Source organism: Pseudomonas sp. NPDC090755 (assembly GCF_044769005.1).
GTDB lineage: Bacteria > Pseudomonadota > Gammaproteobacteria > Pseudomonadales > Pseudomonadaceae > Aquipseudomonas.
Genome location: NZ_JBIVXC010000021.1, coordinates 38,557 through 65,405 on the forward strand (window position 1 = coordinate 38,557; position 26,849 = coordinate 65,405).

At 59.1% G+C, this 26,849-nt stretch carries 23 protein-coding genes and 1 tRNA gene; 13 read left to right on the plus strand and 11 right to left on the minus strand.

Going from position 1 to position 26,849, the window contains the following annotated elements; translation table 11 throughout:
- Positions 1-223: 223 nt before the first annotated feature.
- From ACIQUS_RS23525 to ACIQUS_RS23540, 4 genes are all read right to left on the minus strand, one after another.
- Positions 224-598 (minus strand): fe2+ zn2+ uptake regulation protein, encoded by a 375-nt coding sequence (locus ACIQUS_RS23525; protein WP_403052257.1) that lies wholly within the window; start codon positions 596-598, stop codon positions 224-226.
- 67 nt (positions 599-665) lie between these two features.
- Positions 666-2,906 (minus strand): TonB-dependent receptor, encoded by a 2,241-nt coding sequence (locus ACIQUS_RS23530; protein WP_403052260.1) that lies wholly within the window; start codon positions 2,904-2,906, stop codon positions 666-668.
- 110 nt (positions 2,907-3,016) lie between these two features.
- The gene (locus ACIQUS_RS23535) at positions 3,017-3,418 is read right to left on the minus strand and encodes a ParB N-terminal domain-containing protein (protein WP_403052263.1); all 402 of its coding nucleotides are present in this window, start codon (positions 3,416-3,418) and stop codon (positions 3,017-3,019) included.
- 25 nt (positions 3,419-3,443) lie between these two features.
- Entirely contained in the window at positions 3,444-4,424 is a 981-nt protein-coding gene (locus ACIQUS_RS23540; RefSeq protein ID WP_403052266.1) for an HpcH/HpaI aldolase/citrate lyase family protein, read from the minus strand.
- Positions 4,425-4,948: 524 nt separating this feature from the next.
- Here ACIQUS_RS23540 and ACIQUS_RS23545 point away from each other — a divergent pair.
- The 12 genes from ACIQUS_RS23545 (at position 4,949) to ACIQUS_RS23600 (ending at position 20,081) form a co-directional block, all read left to right on the plus strand.
- Positions 4,949-6,343 (plus strand): Y4yA family PLP-dependent enzyme, encoded by a 1,395-nt coding sequence (locus tag ACIQUS_RS23545; RefSeq protein ID WP_403052269.1) that lies wholly within the window; start codon positions 4,949-4,951, stop codon positions 6,341-6,343.
- A 14-nt stretch (positions 6,344-6,357) separates the two neighbouring features.
- Positions 6,358-7,401 (plus strand): PLP-dependent cysteine synthase family protein, encoded by a 1,044-nt coding sequence (locus tag ACIQUS_RS23550; RefSeq protein ID WP_403052272.1) that lies wholly within the window; start codon positions 6,358-6,360, stop codon positions 7,399-7,401.
- A 28-nt stretch (positions 7,402-7,429) separates the two neighbouring features.
- Positions 7,430-8,590 (plus strand): NAD/NADP octopine/nopaline dehydrogenase family protein, encoded by a 1,161-nt coding sequence (locus ACIQUS_RS23555; protein WP_403052275.1) that lies wholly within the window; start codon positions 7,430-7,432, stop codon positions 8,588-8,590.
- A 38-nt stretch (positions 8,591-8,628) separates the two neighbouring features.
- Positions 8,629-10,479: an IucA/IucC family protein gene (locus tag ACIQUS_RS23560; RefSeq protein WP_403052278.1), complete on the plus strand. Its 1,851-nt coding sequence runs from the start codon at positions 8,629-8,631 to the stop codon at positions 10,477-10,479.
- Between the two features lie 13 nt (positions 10,480-10,492).
- Positions 10,493-11,737 carry an MFS transporter gene (locus tag ACIQUS_RS23565; protein WP_403052281.1) on the plus strand — a complete coding sequence of 415 codons (1,245 nt, stop codon included), beginning with the start codon at positions 10,493-10,495 and terminating at the stop codon, positions 11,735-11,737.
- A gap of 16 nt (positions 11,738-11,753) precedes the next feature.
- A complete protein-coding gene (locus ACIQUS_RS23570) occupies positions 11,754-12,938 on the plus strand; it encodes an aminotransferase class V-fold PLP-dependent enzyme (protein WP_403052284.1) in 1,185 nt (394 codons plus the stop codon).
- A gap of 85 nt (positions 12,939-13,023) precedes the next feature.
- Positions 13,024-13,539: a sigma-70 family RNA polymerase sigma factor gene (locus tag ACIQUS_RS23575; RefSeq protein WP_403052287.1), complete on the plus strand. Its 516-nt coding sequence runs from the start codon at positions 13,024-13,026 to the stop codon at positions 13,537-13,539.
- Positions 13,540-14,517, plus strand: coding sequence for a FecR domain-containing protein (locus tag ACIQUS_RS23580; protein WP_403052290.1), 978 nt, complete (start codon positions 13,540-13,542; stop codon positions 14,515-14,517).
- Positions 14,518-14,617: 100 nt separating this feature from the next.
- A complete protein-coding gene (locus ACIQUS_RS23585; protein ID WP_403052293.1) occupies positions 14,618-17,032 on the plus strand; it encodes a TonB-dependent siderophore receptor in 2,415 nt (804 codons plus the stop codon).
- 60 nt (positions 17,033-17,092) lie between these two features.
- A complete protein-coding gene (locus ACIQUS_RS23590; RefSeq protein WP_403052296.1) occupies positions 17,093-18,274 on the plus strand; it encodes an ABC transporter substrate-binding protein in 1,182 nt (393 codons plus the stop codon).
- Positions 18,271-19,332 (plus strand): FecCD family ABC transporter permease, encoded by a 1,062-nt coding sequence (locus ACIQUS_RS23595; protein WP_403052299.1) that lies wholly within the window; start codon positions 18,271-18,273, stop codon positions 19,330-19,332. Before ACIQUS_RS23590 ends, ACIQUS_RS23595 begins: the two co-directional genes overlap by 4 nt.
- On the plus strand, positions 19,326-20,081 hold the full coding sequence (locus tag ACIQUS_RS23600; protein WP_403052302.1) for an ABC transporter ATP-binding protein: 756 nt from the start codon (positions 19,326-19,328) through the stop codon (positions 20,079-20,081). The genes ACIQUS_RS23595 and ACIQUS_RS23600 overlap by 7 nt, the downstream gene beginning before the upstream one ends.
- 356 nt (positions 20,082-20,437) lie before the next feature.
- Here the strand turns inward: ACIQUS_RS23600 and ACIQUS_RS23605 are convergent.
- The 7 genes from ACIQUS_RS23605 to ACIQUS_RS23635 form a co-directional block, all read right to left on the minus strand.
- Positions 20,438-20,513: transfer RNA gene (locus tag ACIQUS_RS23605), tRNA-Gly, on the minus strand.
- A gap of 63 nt (positions 20,514-20,576) precedes the next feature.
- Positions 20,577-21,137 (minus strand): CDP-diacylglycerol--glycerol-3-phosphate 3-phosphatidyltransferase, encoded by a 561-nt coding sequence (pgsA, locus tag ACIQUS_RS23610; protein ID WP_403052305.1) that lies wholly within the window; start codon positions 21,135-21,137, stop codon positions 20,577-20,579.
- A 32-nt stretch (positions 21,138-21,169) separates the two neighbouring features.
- Entirely contained in the window at positions 21,170-22,993 is a 1,824-nt protein-coding gene (gene uvrC / locus ACIQUS_RS23615; protein WP_403052308.1) for an excinuclease ABC subunit UvrC, read from the minus strand.
- 4 nt (positions 22,994-22,997) lie between these two features.
- Entirely contained in the window at positions 22,998-23,636 is a 639-nt protein-coding gene (gene uvrY / locus ACIQUS_RS23620) for a UvrY/SirA/GacA family response regulator transcription factor (RefSeq protein ID WP_010221877.1), read from the minus strand.
- A 78-nt stretch (positions 23,637-23,714) separates the two neighbouring features.
- Positions 23,715-24,110 (minus strand): helix-turn-helix domain-containing protein, encoded by a 396-nt coding sequence (locus tag ACIQUS_RS23625; protein ID WP_403052312.1) that lies wholly within the window; start codon positions 24,108-24,110, stop codon positions 23,715-23,717.
- Positions 24,111-24,130: 20 nt separating this feature from the next.
- Entirely contained in the window at positions 24,131-24,601 is a 471-nt protein-coding gene (locus tag ACIQUS_RS23630; RefSeq protein ID WP_403052315.1) for a GNAT family N-acetyltransferase, read from the minus strand.
- 39 nt (positions 24,602-24,640) lie between these two features.
- The gene (locus tag ACIQUS_RS23635) at positions 24,641-25,039 is read right to left on the minus strand and encodes a DUF488 domain-containing protein (RefSeq protein ID WP_403052318.1); all 399 of its coding nucleotides are present in this window, start codon (positions 25,037-25,039) and stop codon (positions 24,641-24,643) included.
- 112 nt (positions 25,040-25,151) lie between these two features.
- On the opposite strand from ACIQUS_RS23635, the gene ACIQUS_RS23640 reads away from it, so the two are divergent.
- Positions 25,152-26,768, plus strand: coding sequence for an inorganic phosphate transporter (locus ACIQUS_RS23640; RefSeq protein WP_403052321.1), 1,617 nt, complete (start codon positions 25,152-25,154; stop codon positions 26,766-26,768).
- Positions 26,769-26,849 lie beyond the last annotated feature (81 nt).

A 26,849-nucleotide genomic window follows, 5' to 3' on the forward strand; every position in this document is an offset into this window, starting at 1 on the left:
CCGGTAAAGTGCGGGTGGACTTTGCCGATGGGGTCAACGAGTGGGGCAAATCACTGGAGCTCAACGAGGCACAATACGAGGCTTTGCGCCAAGAAGCGTTTCGTAATGAACTGGCCGATCTGGAGAAAATACCCACCCATGCTGAACTTTACTCATCGCCGAGCAGAGGTGATGGGAGCGCCAGTACCTCACCCAACGGCAATACACTGGGGCGGGTAATGTTTTATCCAAGATGCGGCTCGAGCATCTCCCACGCCTCGAAGGTAAAACGGTAGTTTCTGTCCGGCTGGAGTGCGATGACACCCACCTCCGCAAGACGCTTGAGCACTTCGCGGACCCGGATAGTGGTCAACGGCGAAGTAGACGCTTCTATATAAGCATGCACGCCTTGCACGCCGATTCCTCGCTCCTCCTGGGTAGCCAGGACCAGCGCATTGATCACCTTCAAACGAAACAGACTGGTACGCAATCCATAAGCGTGTAGCATCTGACGGATATGGCGGTTTGCACTGCAATCAGACTCGAGTGCCGGCTGATTGATCGTGGCATGAAACAGACGACACCTGTCAGTTGAAGTGAATCCCTGGTTGTCCAACATTTGAATACTCCTGTTCACAAATGAGCCGGGCAGGCAGCAGCCGCTTGGCTGTACCTGCCCTTCTGCGTCAAAAATCGACCGTTGCGGACAACTGCAAGTTGCGCGGATAACCCGGTGAAAACGCGCCGTATGAAGCAACGCCCGACCAGTACTCACGATCGAACACGTTTTGCACCGTGGCGCGGAATGTCGTCGGCCGGCCTTCGATTTTCGTCGAATAACGTGCACCAGCATCGAAGCGCGTCCAGGAATCCAGCTCCTGGGTATTAGCCTGGTTGACAAACTGGCTGTCGGTGTAAATCGCACCACTTGTCAGGGTGAAACCCTCCAACCATGGCGTATCCCATTCAGCCCAGAGGTTGGCCTGAACGTCCGGCACACCGACCGGTTTGTTGCCGCGATTGGCGGCAGTCGCCGAATCGGTCAACTCGCCATCCAGCACCGTCACGCCCCCCATCAAGCGGGTACCCGGTGCCACCTCGCCGAACATGCTCAATTCGATCCCGCGGTTACGCTGCTCGGCCTGCACCGAGAACACGTTGTCGGCGCCGATTTCACCGCTCGGTTTCTCGATCTGGAACAACGCCAGGGTGGTCAAGAAAGTGCCGTGTTCGTATTTCACACCGATTTCATGCTGCTTCGATTCGTAGGGGGCAAATGTCTCGCCGGCGTTTGCCGCCGTCCCCGGGGCAATGTCACCTTTGCTCAAGCCTTCTACATAGTTGTAGTAAAGGGAAACGTCTTCCCAAGGCTTGACCACTACACCGACCAGAGGAGTCGTGGCGCTGTCGTTGTATTTGGAACTGACCGAGCCCGCTGCGTTGTAGTTGCGTGACTCAATATCCTGCCGACGAACGCCAAGGGTCAGCTGGAAGCGGTCATCGAGCATGGATAGCGTGTCGGTGAACGCAACCCCGGACAGATCCGACTCGGAAACCCGCAGCACCTTCGGCGTATTGATGTATTGCTTGGGTACATCGATCGGGTGATAGATGTTCGAACGAATTTCAGTCCCGTTGTTGATCCCGCGGGATAACTCATCCTGATACCGGGTCGCCATCAGCGTGGTTGTGTGGGTGATCGGCCCAGTGGCGAACAAACCGCGGATTCCGACATCAGCGGTTGAACGATCGACATTGAATTTGTAGTAACCCGGAATGTTACTGGTGTCACCCGCCTCGTTAAGGATCCTTGGAACCTGGTCGGACATACGTTTGACGTCCGACCTTCCGCCACCGGCATGGGCGAACACTGTCACCGTATCGCTTAGATCATATTCACCACCGAGCAATGCCGACTGCTCTTTGGTGTCCGACCAGCCCCAGTCCTGCGGCAGGTTGGTGCGGCCATTCGGCGCGGACGGAACATCGACGCCCGGGGCGATGGTGAAAGGTCGCGAAGCGGCCTCCCAGCTTTCCTTCTGGCTGATGTAATCCAGGTTCAAGCGCAAACGCTCGCCTTGATAATCCAGGGCGATAGCACCGATACCCAGGTCTCGATGTTGATCATCGATGGCGGTGTCACCGCCTTGCAGATTGCCGTTGAAACGAACACCGAATTGGTTTTCCGAGCCGAAACGACGGCTTAGATCCAGGTGCCCCCCCACCTGGGAATCCGAGGCGTAAGTGGTGGTGACACGCGTCAGGTCTTCCTCGAGCGGACGCTTGGGAACGATGTTGATCACCCCGCCCACGCCACTGTTCGGAGAGATGCCGTACATCAGCGCGCCCGGCCCCTTGAGCACTTCGACACGCTCGGCGTAATCGGTGAACACCCGGTAGTTGGGCGCGACGCCATACACGCCGTCGAACGCCAGCTCACCTAGGTTGCCCTCGCCGATCGGAAAGCCCCGAATGAAAAACGAATCGACGATGCCGCCCGTCTGACCGGTCGAGCGCACCGAAGGATCGCGCGCCAGCGCATCGGCCACTGTCACTGTCTGCAGATCAGCCAAGGTCTTGGCGGTGTAGCTGGTGACGCTGAACGGCGTGTCCATCACATCCTTGTTGCCCATCATGCCGAGTCGTGCACCACGCGCGACCTGGCCGCCAGCGAGTACCTCCGGCAATGCGGTCGGGCCGTTGTAACGGGCGTTGATGTCGGTGGTGTCGAGAACCAGCGGATCGACGCTGTCGTCAGTTGGAGTCGCTGTTGGAATATTCGAAGTCTTGTCGACGGCAACGTCTTGTTGCTCGGGGCTTGCAGCCCAGGCGCTGGCGCTTCCTGCGACCAAAACAAAATTCAACATAGCGGTACGAATGGCGAGTGTTAACACGCGCTCACCGCAGGGACGACTGACAACGGGCATGACGTTAGGATCCTTTTCATCAATGGAAAATGGTAATCACTCCTATTGCCAGTCGAGCTGCGAAAAAGTATCACCCTCAATAAAGTTTTTTTGATCGGATCGGGTCAAACCTAGTCATACAGGCGTTCCAGCGGTATTGCGACCACTGGTAACGCGGGGTCAAACGCGTGCCGGGTGGTCTTGTACGGAAAGATCTCGCCGCGGGCGATGGTGCTGAAAATCCTCGCCACTTCGAACGCCTGCCCGGTCTGCCAGTGCCGTACGCACACCCGTGGATCGGCGTAATCGAGCTGGATGCACGGCACGCGCTTCAAGCCCAATTGCACCGCCGCGTTGAAGCGGTGGTTGCCGTCCATGACGATACCTTGCGAACGTTCAACGATGATCGGTTCCAGCCAATGTCCGGCGCGCATGATCGACTCCCTAAGCATCGTCACATTGGCTGGATCGACCTGCTCCGACTGCTGGACTTCACACAACGGTCGCAACGCTATCTGATAACCGTGTTCCATGGTCAGTCTCCTGATTCGCCGAGTTTCAGCAGACATCGGCGTGAGAAACCGGCGCGTGCTGGCGGGCCACATCCAGCAGGCGCTGAGCGTGCTCGATCAGCGGCAGGTCGACCATTTCGCCATCCACTTGTACAGCGTGACTGCCCGTTGCGACCGCCCTCATCACCCGGTCGGCCCAGGCCAGTTGGCGCGAATCCGGGAGGAAGGCACGTTGCACCTGGACCAGTTGCGCGGGATGAATGCACAGCTTGGCGCCGAATCCCAGCGAGCGAGCGTAGTGCGAATCTTTGGTCACTACTGCCAAATCGCTGATCGCCGGGGTGACCCCATCGATCGGTGCCGGCAAATCAGCCGTGCGCGAAGCCAGGACGATGCGGTTGCGGGCGAACAGAAACGCTTCGGGAATCTGGCTGCAGTCGATATCGAGCGAGAAATCCAGCGAGCCGAATGCCAGCCGCGCCAGGCCCGGGATCGCCGCAATCGACTCGACCTGCTGTAACCCCTTCGCGGTCTCGATGATTGCGATGATTTTCAACCGGGGATGCCACTCGAGCAGGCCTTCGACCACCCGCGCCAGAGCCTCGGGGCATTCGGCCTTGGGTAGGAAAATTCCGTCGCATCGTTCGGCAAAGCGCATGTCGCCGAGCCAATCCAGGTCCTGGGGAAACAGCGTGCTGCTGACGCTGTTCAGGCGGATGTAGCGCTCGCAGGAAACCTTCGGCGTACTCTCCTGCCAGGCCCGAATGGCGACGCGGGCTGCGGCTTTGCTCTCTGGGTGGACGGCATCCTCGAGGTCGAGAATGATTGCGTCCGGCCCTGCATCGACGGCTTTGGAAAAGCGTTCTGGCCGGTTGCCCGGCACGAACAAGTAGCTAATCGCGAGTGGGGTTTTGCTGCTAAGTCGATCGGATTGCATGGCATAGCTCCTTGGCGTGAACCAGTCGTGATTTCTGAAAAATTTCAGGCCCCTCTGGCGGCGAAATTGCGTACCGGCCAGCACCTCCACGAAACAACCTCCAACGCCTTATTGATCAAGGTATTAAGGGCTTTTTAATCTCAGGGCGAACGCTTCCTTGAGCGTGTAAATACACGTTCATTGATTCGCCTTGCGCAGGTCTAAATTCAAAAAATTTTGAAAACCTTACTTGATAATCGTTCGTGTTAGCAATATTGTTCACGCCGCCAAGAGGAACTATCCTCGCTTCCGAGTACGCCATTAGCGCTTCGAGACGCACATGCCAGTGATGTCACTTAAGTATCAGTCACTGGCCGTCTAAAAGGATTTGCCACCCAATTTTGTGGCCAATCAGAACACCCGTAAAAACCTTATGGAATGGGGGTTGTCATGCAATTGTTCTGTGAACCATTTATTACGACCAGCGTTAAGAATCCAACTTCAGATATTGCCTGGCACCCGCCTCCGAGCTGTTTGAGTCCTCGTTTTTAACGAGCAAAAAGACTACATCAATCGATAACGTTCAGTTGTCGAAACATCAATGGCGAGACTATTTTCGACGTCAGGGGGTAACTATGCCTGCAACAAACTCACAGCCTGCTGAACAGTCAACTAAAGTTCATCAGCCAGACATGTTAAAACCGCTGATCGACCCAGTAATCTCTACGCTTATCAACAAGTCCCCAGAGATACTTAAGGAACTGGTCAAGCAACATGGTTCACCCTTGAATCTGGTTTGGCCGCATGCTTTTCAACTAAATACACAGGCCTTGCTGGCCGTGTTGAAGCAGCACAACGTGTCTTGCGAAATTTTCTACGGCGCCAAGGCCAACAAGTCACAAAGCCTGCTGATCGCAGCGGCCAATTCGCCTATCGGCGTCGATGTATCTAGCATCCACGAACTGCAAGCGGCACTACGAGCCGGTATGCCCGGCGCAAAAATCTGCGCCACGGGACCGGCCAAAACCACCGTGTTTCATCAGGCACTGGTTAGTGCTGAATCGCTGATTAGCATCGACTCGTTGGAGGAACTCGGTCATCTGCAGGAGGTGCTCGAAGCGCAATTGCTCCTCGGCAAAGCCAGAGTATTACTGCGCTACAGGCCGAAAAACAGCCCAAAGAGCCGCTTTGGCATGGGTGCGACAGACTTGCTGGAAGGCCTTCAAAGACTGACGAAACGCACCGATATTTTTCACTTTGAAGGTTTCCATTTTCATCTGAGCGGCTATGGATTCGAGTCTCGCGCACAAGCAGTGAGAGAAGTCGGCGGATTCGTCGAAGCGGCACGGGAAATGGGCTTGAAACCGCGGATGATCGATATCGGTGGCGGCTTGCCAATACGATATGTCGAGCCGCAGACCTATACCCGTTTCCTAGAAAACGATAATAAGCCGAGCCATTATTACAACCAGAAAGTTCCCGATGCTTACTACCCGTACGGCGGCGAACTGACTGCACCGCAATGGCTTGACTTGTTGCTCGACGCTGAATGCTCGCCAGGATTATCCATCGCCAGTTATTTGAAACAACAAAATATAACCCTGGCCCTGGAGCCTGGCCGGAGTCTTGTCGACCAAGCGGCTATTTCAATCTTTTGCGTCACCCGCACGAAGAAACTCGCCGACAACAAAACCGTCATCTTTGTTGAGGGCAGCAGTTTCAGCGCGTGTGAGACCTGGTTCGCTTCCGAGTATCTTGTTGATCCTCTATTGATCAGTTCGCAAGACCTTCCATGCACTCCGACTCAAGCTTATATCGCAGGCCACAGTTGCCTGGATGATGATGTGATCACCCACCGCCTGATCAACTTTTCCACTACACCACAGCCCGGCGACCTATTGATTTACATCAATACTGCCGGTTACCAAATGGACTTGCTGGAGAATGAGTTTCATCGCCACCCCCTGCCTCGGCGGTTGACGGCAACCTGTTGTACGGAAGGTAACTACACATTCTCACCTGACTACTAAAGGGAATAAATGAAATGATATTGAATAAAGTCTCTGACCTTATTGGCAATACACCAATGCTGGGTATTGATATTCCCGATACAAACGCGCGCTTATTACTCAAGATTGAAAAGAACAATCCCGGCGGCAGTATCAAAGACAGGATGGCGCGCAACATGGTGCTGGCTGCGCTCAAGTCCGGACGGCTGAAACCGGGTGGAGTGGTTGTCGAGTCGTCCTCCGGCAACACCGGAATCGGTCTCGCCATGGCTGCTGTCGAGTTCGGGCTGCAATTCATCGCGGTGGTTGATCATCACGCCGCCCAGGACAAGATCGCCGTGATGAAGGCCCTCGGAGCCGACATTCGTTTCGTCAAAGGTATCTATCGCGAAGATGAAGTCGCAGTGGTCGAACGCCAACGGCTCGCGGCAGAACTGGCCAACGAAATTCCCGGTGCCGTATTCATGAATCAGTCCGACAACGCGGCCAATTCTGGCGGCTACAGTGATTTCGTCCGCGAGACCATTGGTCAGGCCGAAGGAGTTGTCGGTGCCTACGTCGGTTGTGTCGGCACCGGCGGTTCAATGACCGGCATCGCCCGCGGCCTTAAGCAGCACAACCCCGACACCGTGACCGTTGCGGTGGAACCGGCAGGTTCAATTGTCTTCGGTCATCCAGGCTACCCCTACTACCAATCGGGCACCGGCACCCCGGCCGGTGACACCGTGGGTCTGGTGCTCGACTACAGCTGTATCGATCTGGGCGTGCAAGTCACTGACTCCCAGGCGTTCGAAACCGCGCGCTATATCGCCCGAAACCTGGCGCTGTTGGTCGGCGGCTCAACCGGTGGTGCGATCTTCAAGGCGCTGGAACTGATCCACAAAGGCGTGCTGAGCGGCAATGTGGTCGTGCCGATTGCCGATGGTGGTGAAAAGTACCTGCACACCGTATTCGACGACAAATGGCTGCAGGAACGCGATCTTATCGACCCGAGTATCGCGCCTCAACTGGACGCCTGGCTGGGCAAGACCCAATGGCTGGACTCCGTTTACGCGCCGCTGCAACTGAGCGTCGCATGACCTCCTCTTCAAACAGGAACGCCTCTCGATGAATCTGTTGAAAGTCGCCATCTGCGGTGGCGGCAGGACCGGCCATCTCAACGCCATCCTGTTCAAACAGCTGCCCAATGTTCAGGTTTCGATGCTTACCAGCAATCTGGAAATCATCGAACAGCACGCCCGCCAGACGCCGATGCAGGCGCTGTTGCCCGACGGCTCGACTCTGCAGGCCCGACTGGATCGGGTGACCACCGATGCAAGGGCAGCTGTCGAGGATGCCGACATCGTCATCATCACTGTGCCTGCCCATGCCCGTCCGCAAACGCTGAAGGACATCGCACCGCATCTGAACGCAAGCAAACCGGTTTACATCGGCGCGATTCCGGGTTTCTGCGGTTTCGACTGGCTGGCCGAAGCCACTCTGCCCGACCGCCCGAACCTGGTGATCTGGGGCATGAAGGATGTCCCGCATACCGCGTTCGAGCTGACCCCGGGACTGTCGATCAAAATGGGCGGCGGCAAGAGCCAATTGTATGTGGCGACCCACGCCAGGGAGCCGCAAACAGCGCAACGACAGCTGGAGAAAATACTCACCAGACTGTACGGCCCTTGCGTGACGATGCTGGAAAATTACCTGGAGATCACCCTGACTCCGGGCAACCCGATCATGCACAGCTCGGTGATCTATGGGTTGATCGGGCCCTACGGCCAATGGCACCGCAAGATCTTCCCGCAGCGCATGTGCTGGTGGACCGAGTGCCCGGAACTGGGCGCCTATTTCCTCGAACGCATGGATCAGGAAAGCCAGGACTTGTGCGCGGTCATCAGCCAGCGCATGGGCGTTGACCTGTCCTCGGTCAAATCGCTGAAACAGGAAATCGTCGAAGCCTACGGCGAGCAGATCCGCGACCAGAGCAGCATGCTCTCGATTCTGCGCACCAATCAGGCCTACAACGACATCCTCGCACCAATGGTGCCCGCTGCCGACAACCGCGCCGGCTACGTGATCGAACGCGAAAGCCGTGCATTCAACGAGGACGTCGCCTACGGCCTGGTGCTGCTGGTGGAAATGGCCAAGCGCTTCGACCTCAAAGTGCCCTATATCGAAGAAGTCTTGCACTGGAGCGTTGGCTACATGCAAGGCCTGCGCGACTCCGCACTCGATTACTTCCCAAACCACTGGCCCCGCCCGGCAACCGCTGCCGCCTGAACCCTTTATTCACATTTTTCGACGAGCAGACCGCTGATATGGATGACTTCAAGACACTGATCGCCTACTCACGCAAAAACGCCATGCGACGCTTGATTCGCTGCCTTTTTGCGGAAAACATCCTCGACCGCTCGGCCCTGGACTTCTCCGCCGAGGGCAACCAGGCCACTTACCCACTCAAGGGAGGCCGCGCTCATCTGGCCTTTTCCGACATCGCCAAAGGCCCGGCCGACACCGTGGTCAACGACGGTGACGTGGTGCTGGTCACCGACGAAGGCGTACGCCAGGTCATCACCAGCCATCAGGACATGCTGGATGTGTTGCGCGACAGCTTCGACTTCGACCCCACTGACGAAGGTGTGGCAGGGCTCAAGTCAGACATGGAAAACAGCCTGACCAACGATGCCCACGCCCGTCAGCATCGCCAGCAATGGAACGCCAAGCTGCAACAGGCCGCCCGGGATCAGGGCCTCGACAGCTTTACCGACTACCTGCGCCAGCATGCCAGAACCAAGGACGCCGCAATCCTGCTTGATCAGTGGGGTTCACTGGAAGGTCATCCGTACTACCCGACGTGGAAATCGCGCCCGGGTCTGACCGATGCCGAAGTCAATCAACTGTCCCCCGAGTTCAATGCGCAGGTGCCGCTTCGTATCGCCTCGCTGCGTGCCGACAACGCTAAAAGCGAAAGCATGCCGCACGTGACCAGTTACCACGACTGGTTCGCCAGCAATTTCCCAGCGCAATGGGAGCAATGGAAAGCTTCGCTCAACAGCAAAGGCCTGGACGAGAGCCAGTGGCTGCCGTTGCCGATTCACGCCTGGCACTTGCAAGCCTACGTCCTGAAGACATTCGCAGCGGAAATCGAAGAAGGCATCCTGATCACCGACGGGCCGGACATTTCCACCCTGCCGACCATGTCCTATCGCACCATGATGCCGGTGCTGGATGACTGCGCGCCGCTGATCAAGCTGCCGATTGCCGTGTGGATGACCAGTGAGCTGCGCAGCCTGCAAGCCAAATCGATACACATGGGCCCGCGCATCAGCACGGTGATCACCAAGATTCTGGAGGTGGAAAACGGCTTCGATCAGCATCTGGAAATCTTCCCGGAAGAAATCGGCGTGCGCTACAAGAACGCGGTCACTCAAGACGATCATCCCGGCCGCCACTTGTCTGTGGTCTATCGCTCCAGCAAGCCTGCGTTTGAGCGCAACGACGATCGTCTGCCAATTACCGTGGCATCATTGTTTACCCGACTGCCCGGCAATGGTCGTCCATTATTCACGGATCTGATCGAACGTGACGGCGTGCGGGCCAACGCGGCCCAGGTAGAAAACTGGTATCGCGAATACGCAAAAGTAGTCACTCAGCCGGTGGTGGCGATCTACTTGATGTATGGCATCGGCCTTGAAGCGCATCAACAAAACACCATGGTGCTGTTCTCCCCAGACGGCCAGGCACGGAGCCTACTGATCCGTGATTTCGGCGATGGCCGCACTTACGCGCCGCTACTGGAAGGGCGTGGATACAGCCTGCAACCGCATGTCCAGCCGGGTATTCTGCCGACGGTGTTCTGGGATGATATCGAACCGGTGCGCATGTTCGTGCTCGATGCCGCATTCCTCACACATCTGCACGAGATGGCGTTGTGGCTGACCAAGGAGTACGGGTTGAACAACACCCGGTTGTGGCAGGTGTTGCGCGAAGAAACCGATCTGGCCTTCGAAGCCGTACGCCACCGTGTTTCGCCGGCGTTGTGGGAGACTGAACACAAGGCGTTCGTCGAAGATCCGTGGCCAACCCGGTCGTTGCTGCGAATGCACTTGATGCAATACAGCAACTATCGTTTGCAACACACCCTGACCAACCCGCTCGCTAGCGTTTAACCGAGGCTGACTCATGTCCCAAGCAGGTGTCATCCAGGGTTCGAGAGTACGAATCCTGATTTATCTTCTATTTGCGATCCAGCTGGTATCGATGGGTGCGATGGAAATGAGCGGGCCGTTCTGGCCTGTCCACCTGCATGGGCTGACCACTTCGGAGTCGGTTTTCAGCTTCGCCAGCATCGCCGTGTACGTCGGGCCGATGCTGGGCATTATTCTGACCAGCGCATTCTGGGGCCGTATCGGCGACCGTTATGGCCATAAGCTGATGATGATCCGTGCCCTCGCCGGTTTGTCGTTGACCCAACTTGGGCTGGCCCTGTTCAGTGACATCTGGATCATTCTGATCCTGCGTTTCTTGCAAGGCGCTTTCGCCGGCTACATCGCTCCGGCGCAGGCTTATGGCGTGAGCATCGAGGCTCCATCACGGCGGGCACGATTGTTTGCCATCCTGCAAATTTCGACCAATGTCGGTTCGTTGCTCGGCGCCGTGATCGGTGGTTTGATCCTTGATTACGCGACATTCTTCTGGATCAACATCATCGCTTCGGCACTGTGTGCGGTATGCACCGTGATCGCCGCTGTGACCTTGCCGGATGTACCGCCGATGAAGAAAGCCCCGGCTTGCGACAAGACTCCCCCCGCCGACCGTACGGGCAGTATCTGGCAAGGCTCGCCCCTACTGTCGCTGCTCACTGTGATGGGCATTCTGTTGCTTGCGCGGATGCTGCCACAGACTTCTTTTTCGCTGTATGTCAGCTCGGTGTTCGAGGTCAGCAACTCGGTAGTCGGCCTGTGCTACGGATTGCTGGCTCTGGGATTCATTCTTTCGGCCACGGCCTGGTCGCGCTATTTCGAACACCGCGGCCAGCAGGACACCCTGCATCGCATGACCTACGTTGTGCTTGGCTGCATCGCCCTGACAGCTGTGGCGGGTGTCACGCGTAATCCGGTCGTGTTCGTTGTCGCCTACTTCATTTGGGGCGTACTGCTCGGTGCTACTACGCCGGTGCTGATGGCGCTGATCTCGAAAGCCGCCGACAGCTCGCAACAAGGTCACGTGCTGGGAATTGCCCAGGGCACGGCACAATTTGCCTCCATCGCGGGGATTTCAGCCGGTGGCTTACTCAGCCAGGTTTACGGCTTGCAATACACCTACCTGTTCGTTTGCCTGGCCTACGTGGTGGCGTTGATCCCGATTGTCGCGCTGCGCTACTGGCCGGCGGTCATACAACCGAGTCATGCCCCGCCCAGGGATTGATTAAGGAGTTTGTGCTTTGAACATTGAACAACTGCGCGCCGATACGCCCGCTGTCGCGCAACTGATCCACTTCAACAATGCCGGCGCGGCGCTAATGCCGACGCCGGTGATCGAAACCGTGACCCGCCATATCCAGCTCGAAGCCAGCCTTGGCGGGTATGAAGCGGCTGGGCAATGCGCGGCCGAACTGGAAAACGTGTATGGCGCCATAGCGCGGTTGATCAACGCTCAACCAGACGAAATCGCCGTTATCGAGAACGCGACGCGCGCCTGGGACATGGCCTTCTATTCATTGCCTTTGCAACCCGGTGATGTGGTGTTGACCTCGACTACCGAGTACGCCGGCAACTACATTCCTTACCTGCAATTGAAGCAACGGCGCAGCATTGAAATACGCGTCATACCAAACGATGAACACGGCCAGGTGTCATTGCCGGCACTGAAAAAAATGCTCGAGGACGAGCGCGTCGCATTGATCTCCTTGCCGGTAATCGCCACGAACGGAGGGCCGGTGCAGCCCATCGAACAGATTGGCGCCCTCGCCCGCGCTGCCGGCGTGCTGTTTCTGCTGGACGCCTGCCAGGGTGTCGGGCAGATGCCGATCGATGTGCAGAAAATCGGTTGTCACATGCTCGCAGCCACCAGCCGCAAGTACCTTCGCGGACCGCGCGGCATGGGATTTCTGTATGTGGAAAGGTCTTTGTGCCAGAACCTGGAGCCGGTGTTGCTCGACCTGCACGCTGCATCGTTGCAGACAGCCGACACCTTCAATATTCGCGCCGATGCCCGCCGCTTCGAGAACTGGGAATGCAACGTCGCCGCCAAGCTGGGCCTCGGTGCTGCGGTGAAGTACGCATTGGCACAAGGCATCGAACCGATGTGGTTGCACATTCAACATCTGGCCGGCTACCTGCGTCAGCGTCTGGCGGATATCCCGGGCATCTCACCGTGCGACGTCGGCAGCGTCAAATCTGGCATCGTAACATTCACTCATCAGGGCAGCAGCGCAGCGCAGGTTCAGCAGTGGCTGGCCGCACAGGGCAAACGCATCAACGTGACGACCTCGACGTTCCGTTCGACCTTGCTCGATATGCAAGAAAGGAACTTGCTGGAAGTCAGTCGCGCTTCGCTTCATGCATACAATACCGAAGCGGAAATCGATGCGATGATCACTGCGCTTGGCCGTCTGCCGAGAGTTTGAACGGGACACCAATCGGCGCTTGCGTCAAAGCCGGTTTGTAATTTAGCATTGGGAATACTTCTCAATTGCATGAAAATCTGCAGCCATGAGTGAAACCCTTCCCGCGAATAACGACAACCACCTGCTCGCGATCGAAGCCCTGTACAGCGGCCATCACGGCTGGCTGTACGAGACGCTGAGAAAAAAAATGGGTAGCGCCATGGATGCAGCGGATCTGGCACAGGATACCTTCACCCGCATCCTCGCCTCACGGGTCACTGAAATCGAGCAGCCTCGTGCGTACCTGAGCTGCGTGGCCAAGGGCATCCTGTCCAACTGGTATCAGCGCAAGGCACTGGAACGCGCCTATCTGGACGCTCTTGCCCATGTGCCCTCACCGGAAGTGCCTTCGCCGGAATTGCGCTTTATGGTCCTGGAGACGCTGCACGAAATTGACGCGATGCTCGATGCACTGCCGCCGCTCGTCAAACGTGCGTTCCTGCTCTCGCAGATTAGCGGCCTGAAATACCACGACATTGCCGAGCAACTGGACGTATCGCTGATCACCGTCAAACGCTACATGAAGCAAGCCTTCGTGCAATGTCTGTTGCTGGTGGAGTGAATGCTCACCCGTCGCAACACGCCTCCCTCCGATCAGCAGTCCCTTGAAGAAGCCGCCGACTGGCTGATTCGCTTGAGTGAAGGCGAACTCAGTAACCTTGAACATGCCGAATGGGAATGCTGGAAAGCCAGCACTCCCGAGCGCGGTCGTGCTTGGGCGCGGGCGCAGTTGTTGCAGAGCAAGCTCGGCGGCCTACCGCCGTCTCTGGCGATGTCGGCGCTTGATCGACCAAACAGCCCGGGGCGTCGTGCAGCGCTGGGTAAACTGGCGATGATCCTGGCGATCCTGCCGTCCGGCTGGGGCAGCTGGAAGCTGGCAGAGTCCCTGCAATGGTCGGCCGATTATCGCAGCGCTGTTGGCCAGCGACGCGAACTGACCCTGGCCGACGGTTCGCGAATCACCCTTAACACCGACAGCGCCATCAACGTGCTGTTCGACGCTAGCCAACGCCTCATACATCTGCGCGAAGGCGAAATACTGGTGCAGACCGCGCCAGACAACTCACCGTCGCCCCGGCCATTTCTGGTCAGCACCCGCCAGGGCCGAATGCAGGCTCTGGGCACGCGCTTCACTGTTCGCGAACTGCAACCACGCACGCACCTTGCCGTACTAGAAGGAGCAGTGAAGGTAGAACTGGCAGAAAATCGCCTGGGACCACCGCTGATCGTCAATGCCGGGCAACGCACCGATTTTTCTTCCCACACCTTTGGCCAGATCACCGTTGCCGACCGCTACGTCGGCGCCTGGACGAAAGGCATGTTGATGGTTGACAAGATGCGCCTGTCCGACTTTGTCGGCGAGCTGACGCGCTATCACCGTGGGTTTGTGCGCCTCGACCCGTCAATTGCCGACCTGCGCATTTCCGGTGCCTACCCCATCAGCGACACCCAGCGTACCTTGAACATGCTGGCGCAAACCTACCCGATCCTTGTCAGCGACCATCTGAATGGCTTCTGGGTCATGCTTTCCCCCTCCTGAGTCGTCGAAAAAAAATTGCCGTACCGGTGATACTTTTTTTGATCTCGACTGGCTATTGGGGAGAAGAACTTTACCGTCCTGTTTATAGGTTCATCCATTCATGCCTGCTGCACGCCATCTGCGTCCGGATCGTCAGTTCAAACCAGTTATTCGCAGTGCGTTGTTCAGTCTTGTCCTGATCGGAACCGTCAGCCCGTTTGTCCTGGCCGACGTGCCGGTGCAGTTGGACGCTGTCGCGGTTCGTGCCTACAACATTCCCGCAGGGCCGCTTGGCGCGACCCTGTCGAGTTTTGCCGTCGACGCTGGCATTGCCCTGTCCTTCCAACCTTCGTTGACCGAAGGCCTGTCCAGCCCTGCGCTGGTTGGCAATTTTTCGACTCAGGAGGTAGTTGATCGCCTGCTGCAAAGCAGTGGCCTGGAAATGGTTTTGCGCAGCGATGGCAGCTACACCCTGGTTCCGCGTCAGCTTACGCTGGACGAAACGGCAGTAATCGGCACCTACAAGCGCGGCGACTCTTTGCCACCAGTGTATTCTGGCGGACAAGTGGCCAATGGAGGACGCTTAGGCATCCTCGGCAATACCGATATAATGGATGCCCCTTTCAGCGTGAGCACCTACACCTCGACGCTGATCAAAGATCAACAGGCCGTCACCGTCGCCGATGTACTGGAGCGTGATTCCTCGGTGCGCTCCACCGGGCAAACCGGGGGCATCGTCGACTCGTTTTTCATCCGTGGTTTTCCCGTTGGTGAAGGCAACCTCGGTGAACTGGCGTTCGATGGCGTCTACGGTGTGGCCCCCAACTACCGGGTGTTCACCGAGTACGCCGAGCGCATCGAACTGGTCAAAGGCCCCGGGGCCTTGCTCTATGGCATGTCGCCTAACAATGCGGTCGGCGGTGTGATCAACGTGGTGCCAAAGCGCTCCCTCGATGAAGACCTGACCCGCTTCACCGCCAGCTACGCCATGGACTCGCAACTCGGCGGCCACCTCGACGTCAGCCGACGTTTTGGTGAAGAACGCCGGTTCGGCGTGCGCCTTAATGGCAGCACGCAACAGGGCGACACCGTGATCAACGATCAAACGCGCCATGTCGATATCGGTGCACTATCCCTTGATTATCAAGGTGAGCGCCTGCGCACCAGCTTCGACTGGCTCAATCAGGAGGAGCAGTTCGACGCCGCCTCGCGGCCCTTTCTGATCGCCCCAGGCGTGGACATTCCCTCGGCGGCCAACGGCCGTACCAATGTAAGCCAGGAATGGGGCTGGTCGCGAACCCGTGACAAATCCGCCCTGCTCAGCGGCGAATACGATCTGAGCGACGCACTGACTGTCTTCGCCCACGCTGGCGGCGGCAAGTCGGATGTCGCCCGGATGTCCGACCAGACGCCGACCATCGTCAATGCCGCGGGTGATACCTCGTCGATTCCCGGCTATTACAAGTTCGAAGTCGAGCGCTACACCCTCGATGCCGGTGCACGCCTGCATTTCGACACCGGGCCGATCAATCACCGCACGTCCCTGCAAGTCAGCCGCTATCGCGATGTGCTGTCGCGCGGGATCATATCCGGCGCTCCGATCCTGTCGAACATCTATCACCCGGTGGATCGTCCAAAGCCCAACATCCCCAAGCCGGACACACCGAAAGTATCCGAGAGCGAACAGACTGGCGTGGCACTGGCTGACACGCTGTCAGTGCTCGATGAACGGGTGCAGCTAACCGTCGGCGTACGCCAGCAGAACATCAAATCCGACAACTACAACGCCGCCGGAGTCGTCACCACGTCCTACGACGACGGCCGGATCACGCCGCTCTACGGCGTGGTGATCAGACCCTGGGACCACGTTTCGTTCTACTACAACTACATTGAGGGTCTGAGCAAAGGCGACATTGCGCCGTCCACTGCATCGAACGCCGGTGAAGTTTTTGCCCCTTACGTTTCCCGTCAGCATGAACTCGGGGTCAAGGCCGATTACGGCACCTTCAGCTCCACCCTTTCTCTTTTCCAGATCACCAAACCGAGCGGCGAATTGGCCTCCGGGGTGTTTTCTGTGCAGGGCGAGCAACGCAATCGCGGCCTGGAGTTGAATGTGTTCGGCGAAGTCGCCCCTGGAACTCGGCTGCTCGGTGGCGTGACCCTGCTCGATGCGCAGTTGACCAAAACCTCGGTGGCTGGCAACCGTGGCAATAAGCCGGTAGGCGTACCCGAGGTGCAAGCCAATCTGTGGGCCGAATGGGATACCTCGTGGCTCGAAGGACTGACGCTGACAGGTGGTGCGATCCATACCGCAAGCCAGTACGTGAACCAGGCCAACACTCAAAAACTTGATGACTGGACCCGTTTCGACGTCGGCGCACGTTACACCACGCGCATCGACGAACGACCGACCACATTTCGCGCCACCGTGCAGAACGCGTTCGACAAAGAATACTGGTCGGGCGTCGCCTCATATGGCGCGTTCTCTCAGGGTTCACCGCGCACTTTATTACTGTCGGCAACTGTCGATTTCTGAAACGTTCAGTCGGTCGGCGTGTGAACCGCTGAACGATCTGACTTTGCAAAGGCTTTGACCATGGTGATTTTTGATCGACGCAGCTACGCATTTGCTGCGCTGCTACTGGCAGGACTGCTGGGTCTGTTCTTCCTGGTACCGCGTAATGTGCACGCCGCCGATGCAGATACAGCGCGGACCGAGGTGACTGATCTGCTGGGGCGTAAGGTCAAGGTTCACCTGCCGGTCAGACGCGTCATTCTTGGCGAAGGACGACAGTTGTATCTAGTCGCCGCCCTCGACACGCAAAACCCCATTGAACGCATCGTCGGTTGGCGCAAGGATCTGATTCAGTCGGATCCGGACACCTACAACGCATACCTGCGCAAATTCCCCGACATCGCCAAAGTCCCCACCTTCGGCGGCTTTGAAGACGGCACCTTCGACATCGAGCAAGCGATCTCCCAACGCCCGGATGTGATCATCCTCAACATCGAGGCGCAATACGCCACTGAAGATGCGCGGTACATTGAAAAGCTCGACGCACTGGGCATTCCTGTGGTGTACGTCGACTTTCGCAACAACCCAATCCAGAACACCGAGCCGACGATGCGCCTGTTCGGCCAACTGTTTGGTAAGGAACAACGTGCGCAGGCCTTCATCGATTTTCGCAACCAGCAGATTCACCGAGTCACCGACGTCATCGAGAAACTGCACCCACAGCGTCCCAGCGTATTCATCGAACGTATCGGCGGCTACACCGATGATTGCTGCCTGAGTTTCGGCAACGAGAACTTCGGTCTGTTCGTTGATATGGCCGGAGGCAACAACATCGCCCGGCGCATCATTGCGACCACATTCGGCCAGTTGAATCCCGAGCAAGTGATCGTCGCCAATCCGGCCCACGTGGTGGTCACCACCGCCAACTGGGAAGCCTTTGCCCCCGGCGGCCATTGGGTCGGTGTCGGTCCTGGCGCGGACATGAATAAGGCGCAAAAAAAACTCGCCTGGTACACCCAGCGTCCGGCCTATGTCGGCATCAAGGCTCAGGACCACCAGGCTTTTCACGCCATCTGGCATCAGTTCTACAACAGTCCCTATCAGTTTGTGGCAATCCAGCAACTAGCGAAATGGTTCCATCCCGAGCTGTTCACCGATCTTGATCCGGATGCGTCATTTCGCGAGCTGCATGAGCGCTTCCTGCCGTTACCGTATAAGTCTGGCTACTTTGTCAGCTTGCGCCAGCCAGAGGTCAAACCATGAGTTCGTTGACTGACGCCGTGGTTGTACAGCGCGAGACCTATCGTCGTCTGGTATTGCGCAAGCGCCTGATCCTGGCGGGGCTGGTGCTCCTGTTATTGTGCAGTGTGTTGCTCGATCTGGCCCTGGGGCCGGCCAGTTACAGCCTGAGCGAAGTCCTCGGTGCACTGATTTCACCGGACAGCGCCTCGCCGCAGGTGCGCGTGGTGATGTGGGATATTCGTCTGCCGGTGGCGCTGATGGCCGTCGCCGTCGGTGCGGCACTGTCGCTGGCCGGCGCGCAGATGCAGACCATCCTGAACAACCCGCTGGCCAGTCCGTTCACCCTGGGCATTTCCGCTGCCGCCGGTTTCGGCGCTGCATTGGGGCTGGCGTTCGGTGTCGCGCTGTTCCCGCTGGCGGCGCAATTCATGGTGCCGCTCAATGCGTTCATCATGGCCATGCTCTCGGCGCTGCTGATCCACTTCTTGAGCATGCGTCGCGGTGTCACTGCCGAAACCATAGTGCTGCTTGGTATTGCACTGGTGTTCACCTTCAACGCGCTTCTGGCGCTGGTGCAGTTCTTCGCCACCGAGCAAGCCGTGGCCGCCGTGGTGTTCTGGACCATGGGCAGCCTGACCAAGGCTACCTGGCCGAAACTCGGCGTCATCTGCGTGGTGATCCTGATCACCCTGCCAATCTTCGCCAAACGCGCTTGGGCCTTGACTGCCCTGCGCCTTGGGGATGACAAGGCCGCCAGTTTCGGCATCAACGTGCGCAGACTGCGCTTTCAGACACTTATCTTGGTCAGCCTACTCGCCTCGTTTCCCGTGGCGTTTGTCGGCACTATCGGTTTCATCGGACTGGTGGGGCCGCACATCGCCCGCATGCTGATCGGTGAAGACCAACGGTTCTTCCTGCCGGCCTCGCTGCTGACCGGCTCGTTGATTCTGTCAGCCAGCTCCGTAGTCAGTAAAACCCTGATCCCGGGGGCGATCTTTCCCATAGGCGTGGTCACTTCATTGATCGGCGTGCCGTTCTTCATATCTCTGATCCTTAGCGGGAAGAAAAGCTCATGGTGAAGCTGCAACTGGAAAATCTCGGTGCCCGCTACGGGCAACGCAAGATCATTAGCGGTGTATCGTCAACAGTATTTTTCGGCGGTCAGGTGGTCGCCGTGGTCGGACCAAACGCCGCTGGCAAATCGACGCTGTTCAAGCGCATGGCCGGACTTATCGACGGTCCCGGACAGTTGATTTTGCAGGACTCAAAAAAAGGGCCTACGGGTATCAGTTATATGCCGCAGGGACTGAATGCCAGTGCGCGGTTGACGGTCTACGAGTCTGTGTTGTTGGCGCGCAAGCAACTGATACCGGGGTGGACCGTTCACGATGACGAGTTGAAACTGGTGGACGAAATTCTCGCGGCTCTGGGCATCAGCGGCCTGTCCTTTCGCAATCTCGGTGAACTCAGTGGCGGGCAGCAGCAGTTGGTGTCGATCGCGCAGACCCTGGTGCGCGAGCCGGAAATCCTGCTGATGGACGAACCGACCAGCGCCCTGGACATGCACCGCCAGGTACAGGTGCTGAACTTCATGCGCACACTGGCCCGCCAACGCGAGGTGATTGTGTTCATCGCCATCCACGATTTAAACCAGGCACTGCGCTTTGCAGATCAGGTACTGATCATCGCCGATGGCACCACTCAAGGAAGTGGCCCTAGCAACGAGGTAATAACCGAACAGATGCTGCGCGACGTATACAAGGTTCAGGCGCGTATCGAACAATGCAGTCGCGGACTGCGGCATATACTTATCGACGACGTAGGTTAGCGACAGGCCCGCTCAACGCATGAGCTTGCAAGGTGTCTAGAGAATCCGGGGCGATTCAGCCTTCAGCATCAGTGAGTGAGTATTCTTTTCCGGTGATTTTGGCGTGTCGAACCGTCGTATCCGCGAGTGCCATAACGTGCTCCTGAGCAGAGTCAGGTGCCAGATGCTCATCTCGCAGACCGATGGTCCCTAGCGAAAATCCGGTATGGAAAGTACCCGGATTCTGGACTCAATCGTGGACTTAAAAGTACTGGACTGGGCCGGTTTTCAGTGGTTTTCGCTGGAACGAAAAAAGGGCCTGAAGGCCCTTTTTTCAAGCGCTTACAGAGATCTATGGACATCTGCAGCACATTATCTGGAGCGGGAAACGAGACTCGAACTCGCGACCCCGACCTTGGCAAGGTCGTGCTCTACCAACTGAGCTATTCCCGCGTCTTGGTGGTGGCCATTCTATAGAATCATGGAATGGCGTCAAGCCCTTGATTCAAAAAAGCTTTATTTTTTTTCCGAGCCTTCGCGCAGGTGCGGCCAGGCGGCGCGCAGGTAGTGCACCATCGACCACAGGGTCAGGCCGGCAGCAATCATCAGCAAGCTGTAGCCCAGCACCACCCAGAAGCTCAGGACAGCCGGGTTGGCCAGCAGGATCACCAGGGCCAGCATTTGCGCGGCGGTTTTCCACTTGCCCAGGTTCGACACAGCCACATGCGCCCTCGCCCCGAGCTCGGCCATCCACTCGCGCAGGGCCGAGACGACGATTTCGCGACCGATGATCACCGCAGCTGGCAAGGTCAACCACAGGTTGGCATGGGCTTGTACCAGCAACACCAGGGCCACGGCGACCATCAGCTTGTCGGCCACAGGGTCCAGGAAGGCACCGAACGGCGTGCTCTGCTGCAGGCGACGGGCCAGGTAGCCGTCGAGCCAGTCGGTGGCCGCGGCGATGGCGAAGACACTGCTCGCTGCCAGGTAGCTCCAGTGATACGGAACATAAAACAGCAGAATGAAGATCGGAATGAGCAGGACGCGAAGAACGGTAAGCAAATTTGGGATATTCATCGGCACAACTGGCTGCAAAGTGAGCCCGCATTCTACTCGCTATGCAGGTTGGCATAAATCGACTCGGCAAGCTTTTTACTGATTCCCGGTGCCTTGGCGATTTCTTCAATGCTGGCGCGGGTCAGTTCCTGCAAGCCACCGAAGTGCTTGAGCAGGTCGCGACGGCGTTTTGGCCCCACACCCGCCACGTCTTCCAGACTCGAGGTACGCCGGGCCTTGCCGCGCCGGGCGCGGTGGCCGGTAATGGCAAAGCGGTGTGCCTCGTCACGGATCTGCTGGATCAGGTGCAGTGCCGGTGAGTCGCCCTTGAGGGTGAACTCGTGGGCCACGTCGTTGAGGTACAGGGTTTCGAAGCCGGCCTTGCGGGTCACGCCCTTGGCCACGCCGAGCAGGATCAGGTCGGGGACGGCCAGTTCCTGGAGCACGTCGCGGGCCATGTTCAGCTGGCCCTTGCCACCGTCCACCAGCAGCACATCCGGCAGCTTGCCCCCGCCTTCCTTGATCCGTCCGAAACGTCGGGTCAGGGCCTGGTGCATGGCGGCATAGTCGTCGCCCGGGGTCACGCCTTCGATGTTGAAGCGCCGGTAATCGGACTTCAGCGGTCCCTCGGGGCCGAACACCACGCAAGAGGCCACCGTCGCCTCGCCGCTGGAGTGGCTGATGTCGTAGCACTCCAGGCGTTGCGGGGTTTCGTCCAGGTCCAGCACCTGGGCCAGGGCCTCGAAGCGCGAGGCCATGTGCTGGCGGTTGGCCAGACGCGCCATCAGCGCCTGCTCGGCGTTGGTCACCGCCAGTTGCTGCCAACGCGCCCGGGTGCCACGCACCCGGTGGCTGATGGTCAGCTCGCGGCCACGCAGGGTTTCAATAGCGGCACTGATCGCCTCGAAGTCTTCATGCACCACGTTGACAATCAATTCGCCCGGCAGGTCGCGCTCGGCATTGCCGATGTAGTACTGGGACAGGAACGCGGCCAAGACTTGGGCCACGTCCTCCTCGATACCCACCTGGGGAAAGAAGTTCTTGCTACCCAGCACCCGCCCGCCGCGCACGCTGATCAGGTGCACGCAGGCGCCGCCCGGGTTGATGAAGGCGGCCACCACGTCGACGTCACCGCTGCCGCCCTCCATGCTCTGCTGGTCCTGGACCCGACGCAGCAAGGCGATCTGGTCACGCAGTTCGGCGGCCTTCTCGAATTCCAGGGCCATGGCCGCCTGTTCCATCTCGGCATTGAGCTCATTGGTCAGTTGATGACTGCGCCCCTCAAGAAACATCACCGAGTGACGCACATCCACGGCATATTCCTCGGGCTCCACCAGCCCGACACAAGGCGCCTTGCAGCGCTTGATCTGGTATTGCAGGCACGGCCGGGTGCGGTTGCTGTAGTAGCTGTCCTCGCACTGGCGAACGAAGAAGGTCTTCTGCAGCAGGCTGAGGCTTTCGCGAATGGCGCCAGCGCTGGGGTAAGGCCCGAAATACTTGCCCTTCTGCTTCTTGGCCCCACGGTGGATGCCCAGCCGCGGGAACGGCCCGTCAGACAAAAACACATAGGGGTAGGATTTGTCGTCGCGCAGCAGGATGTTGTAGGGCGGACGCCATTCCTTGATCAGCGTCTGCTCCAGCAGCAGCGCTTCGGTCTCGTTGGCGGTGATGGTGGTTTCGACCTGGGCGATCCGGCCCACCAGGGCAGCCGTCTTCGGCGCCAGGCCAGTCTTGCGGAAATAGCTGGCCAGGCGCTTCTTGAGGTTTTTCGCCTTGCCGACGTACAGCAGCCGGGCGTCGCCGTCGAACATCCGGTAGACGCCCGGGCGACCGCTGCAGGTCGCCAGGAAGGCACTTGAATCGAACGTTGGGGTCATGGGCTCAGAGACTGGCGTCAACCATGCCATGGCGGACCGCCAGCAGCGTCAGTTCGACGTCGCTGGTGACCGAGAGTTTTTCGAAGATCCGGTAACGGTAAGTATTGACCGTTTTCGGTGACAGGCACAGTTTGTCGGAGATGATCTGCACTTTCTGGCAACCGACGATCATCAGGGCGATCTGGATTTCCCGCTCCGACAGCGCATCGAACGGCGAGCCCTGGGGCTGGAACGACTTGAGCGCCAGCTGCTGGGCGATCTGCGGGCTGATGTAGCGCTGCCCAGCGAACACCAGGCGAATGGCCTGGACCATTTCATCCAGGCCCGCGCCCTTGGTCAGGTAGCCGGCGGCACCGGCCTGCAACAGGCGGGTGGGAAACGGGTCTTCTTCACAGACAGTGACGGCCACCACTTTCACGTCGGGGTGGCTGCGCAGCAGTTTGCGCGTGGCTTCGAGGCCGCCGATCCCGGGCATTTTCACGTCCATCAGGACCACATCGGGCTTGAGCTCGCGCGCCACCTTCAGCGAAGCCTCGCCGGAGTCGGCCTCCCCCACGACCTGCAAGCCATCGATATCGGCCAGCATGCGAGTGATGCCCGTACGCACCAGATCGTGGTCATCGACCACCAGGACCCTAATCAAGCAGACACCTCGCACTGCGGCGGCAATTGGATCCCGCCACCTTAGCAAAAAACCATGCGGCAAACATACTGGAACGCGTCATCGTGTCGATGCCGATTTGCCCTTGCCCGCTGTACGCGTAAAAACGCTCCGTGGATAACTGGCGGCCTGCGGCAGTGCATCGGCCAGACTGCCCAGCAATTGCTGGATGGCGGCCTGGTCGCTGGCCGAAAGGGTGCGAAAACAGCCCAGGAGCCGGTCTTCCTCCGGGCTCAGGCTGCCCTGGGGCAGCGGCGTGCGTTCCCCGCTCAATACATACAGGGCGTCCACACCGCGCGCGGCAACGGCGGCCAGGTAGTCGGCCTTGGGCGTTCGTTCGCCGCTTTCGTACTTGCCCTGGGCGTTGGGTTCGACCCCACCGATGTCACCGAACACGCGCTGGGTCAGGCCCAGGCGTTCCCTTTCCTCCCGCAGACGGGAGCCGATTCCGTTCATGGCACAACATCCTTATTACATCACCCATACGGTGTAGCACTATGCACGGGACCTGCACCGGCACACAAGTCAATGGTCCGCTGCATGCGCACGAAACACTCATCCTCACCCACCGCGTCGAAGCCCTGGCGCCGGTACAGGGCCTGCGCCGGGTTGCTCTTGAACACCGTCAGGCGCATCGACGGCAGGCGCCGCTCGGCGGCCCAGGTGGCCAACTGCTCCAGTACCCGGGTGCCCACGCCACGCCCGCGGGCGCTCTCAATCAGGTGCAGTTCACGGATGTACAGGGCCTGGCGGTCCTGGCTGAGGCTGCAATACCCCAGGACCTGCTCATCGTCGACAATCAACCACTGCTCGCGCCAGCCCCAGGCCTGGTTGAAAGCCTCCTCGATCCACAGCAGGTCGAACTCGAAGTAATAGCGCAGCATGGCCCGCCGGGTCAGGTCGCGGGCGAAGGTGAGGTGCTGGTCGGTGGCTGGGCTCAGGTGCATGGTGTCAGGTTCACAGGGTACGGCGCACGCCGGCCTCCTTCAGGGTTTCAGTTCGGCGGCGTAGCAGACCGGCGAGCTCGACGGCCCTCGCCGCTCCAGCTCATCCTCCAGCCAGCTTGCCAGCACCAGGGCATTGTTTTGCATGGTGTCCTTGCCGGCGTAGAGCAGGGTCACCTCACCCTGCTCCACCAGCCCCAACAGTTGCCACCAGTGTTCGGGGCGCGCCGCCAGTTCCTGCCGGTAGCGCTCGGCAAACCCGGCAAAATCCACCTGGCCCCGGTGAAAGGCCTGGCGCAATGCCGTGGACGGTGCAACCTCCGGCAGCCACAGGGCGTGCAACTGGTCCTTGCGTTTGTTGCGCGGCCACAGCCGGTCGACCAGCACCCTCTGGCCGTCGCTGGCCTCGACAGGATCATAGACGCGCTTGCAACGGATCATCGGAAACCTCGCCCTTTTTTACTCAACCTAGGACTTTCCTTGACCGAAGTCACGTCGATATCGCCGTTTCTTCCTATGCTGGACGCCTGAAGTAACGCAATCCGGAGTCTGCATGACCACCCCGACGCTGGCCAGTCGTCCATCGCTGGCCACAACCGACCCGCGGCCACGCCTGCACCAACGGCCTGGGCGCATGACCCTGGTGCTGTTCTTCGGCCTGCTGATGGCCGGCCTGTTCTATTCGGCCTGGAGCTTGTTCCAGGATGTCGAGGCGACGGGCACCGTGGTCACCACCTGGACCCCGTTCCTGCTGTTGGGCGTCGCCTTGCTGATCGCCCTGGGCTTCGAATTCGTCAACGGCTTCCACGATACCGCCAACGCCGTGGCCACGGTGATTTACACCCATTCCCTGCCCGCGTCGGTGGCGGTGGTGTGGTCCGGCTTTTTCAACTTCCTCGGCGTGTTGCTCTCCAGCGGCGCCGTGGCCTTCGGCATCATTGCCCTGTTGCCGGTGGAACTGATTCTCAAGGTCGGCTCCTCGGCCGGCTTTGCCATGGTCTTCGCCCTGCTGCTGTCGGCCATCATCTGGAACCTGGGCACCTGGTGGCTGGGCCTGCCGGCCTCATCCTCGCATACCCTGATCGGCTCGATCATCGGCGTGGGCGTGGCCAATGCTCTGATGCATGGCCGCGACGGCACCAGCGGCGTGGACTGGGCCCAGGCCGGCAAGGTCGGTTACTCGCTGCTGCTCTCGCCCCTGGTCGGCTTCGCCTGCGCCGCGCTGCTCCTGGTGGCCCTGCGCATGCTGGTCAAGCGCCGCGACCTGTACCAGGCGCCGGTAGGCAACACCCCGCCGCCCTGGTGGATACGTGGCTTGCTGATCCTCACCTGCACCGGCGTATCCTTCGCCCACGGCTCCAACGACGGCCAGAAAGGCATGGGCCTGATCATGCTGATCCTGGTCGGCACCCTGCCCATGGCCTATGCCCTGAACCGGACCATGCCGGCCGAACAATCGATGCACTTCGCCAGCGTCGCCGAAGCGACCCAGCAGGCCCTGCAGCGCAACGCACCGCAGCTTGTGATCCGCGACCCGAGGCAGACCCTGAGCGACTTCATCCGCCAACCCGCCGCCAGCCCCGAACTGATCCCGGCCCTGGCTGCCCTGACCGGCAGCATCGGCAGCGAAGTCAAAGGCTACGGGTCGCTCAACAAGGTGCCGGCCGAAGCCATGGCCAACGTGCGCAACGACATGTACCTGACCAGCGAGACCATCCGCCTGATCGACAAGCATCAGCTGGTAACCTTCAACGCCGGTACCCATGACCAGCTGCAACTGTTCAAGCGCCAGCTCGACGATGCCACCCGCTATATCCCGCTCTGGGTCAAGGTCGCCGTGGCCATTGCCCTGGGCCTGGGCACCATGGTCGGCTGGCGGCGCATCGTGATCACGGTGGGCGAGAAGATCGGCAAGACCCACCTGACCTACGCCCAGGGCGCCTCGGCCGAACTGGTGGCGATGTGCACCATCGGTGCGGCGGACATGTACGGCTTGCCGGTGTCTACCACCCACGTGCTGTCGTCGGGGGTGGCCGGGACCATGGTCGCCAACGGCTCGGGGCTGCAGATGCGTACCCTCTTCAACCTGCTGATGGCCTGGGTGCTGACCTTGCCAGCGGCGATGGTGCTGGCCGGGGGGTTGTACTGGGTGTTGCGCCAGGTGTTCTAGCAATCGCGGGACAAGCCCGCTCCCACAGGTCCTGTGTCAATCCTGTGGGAGCGGGCTTGACCCGCGATAGGGCCCATGCAA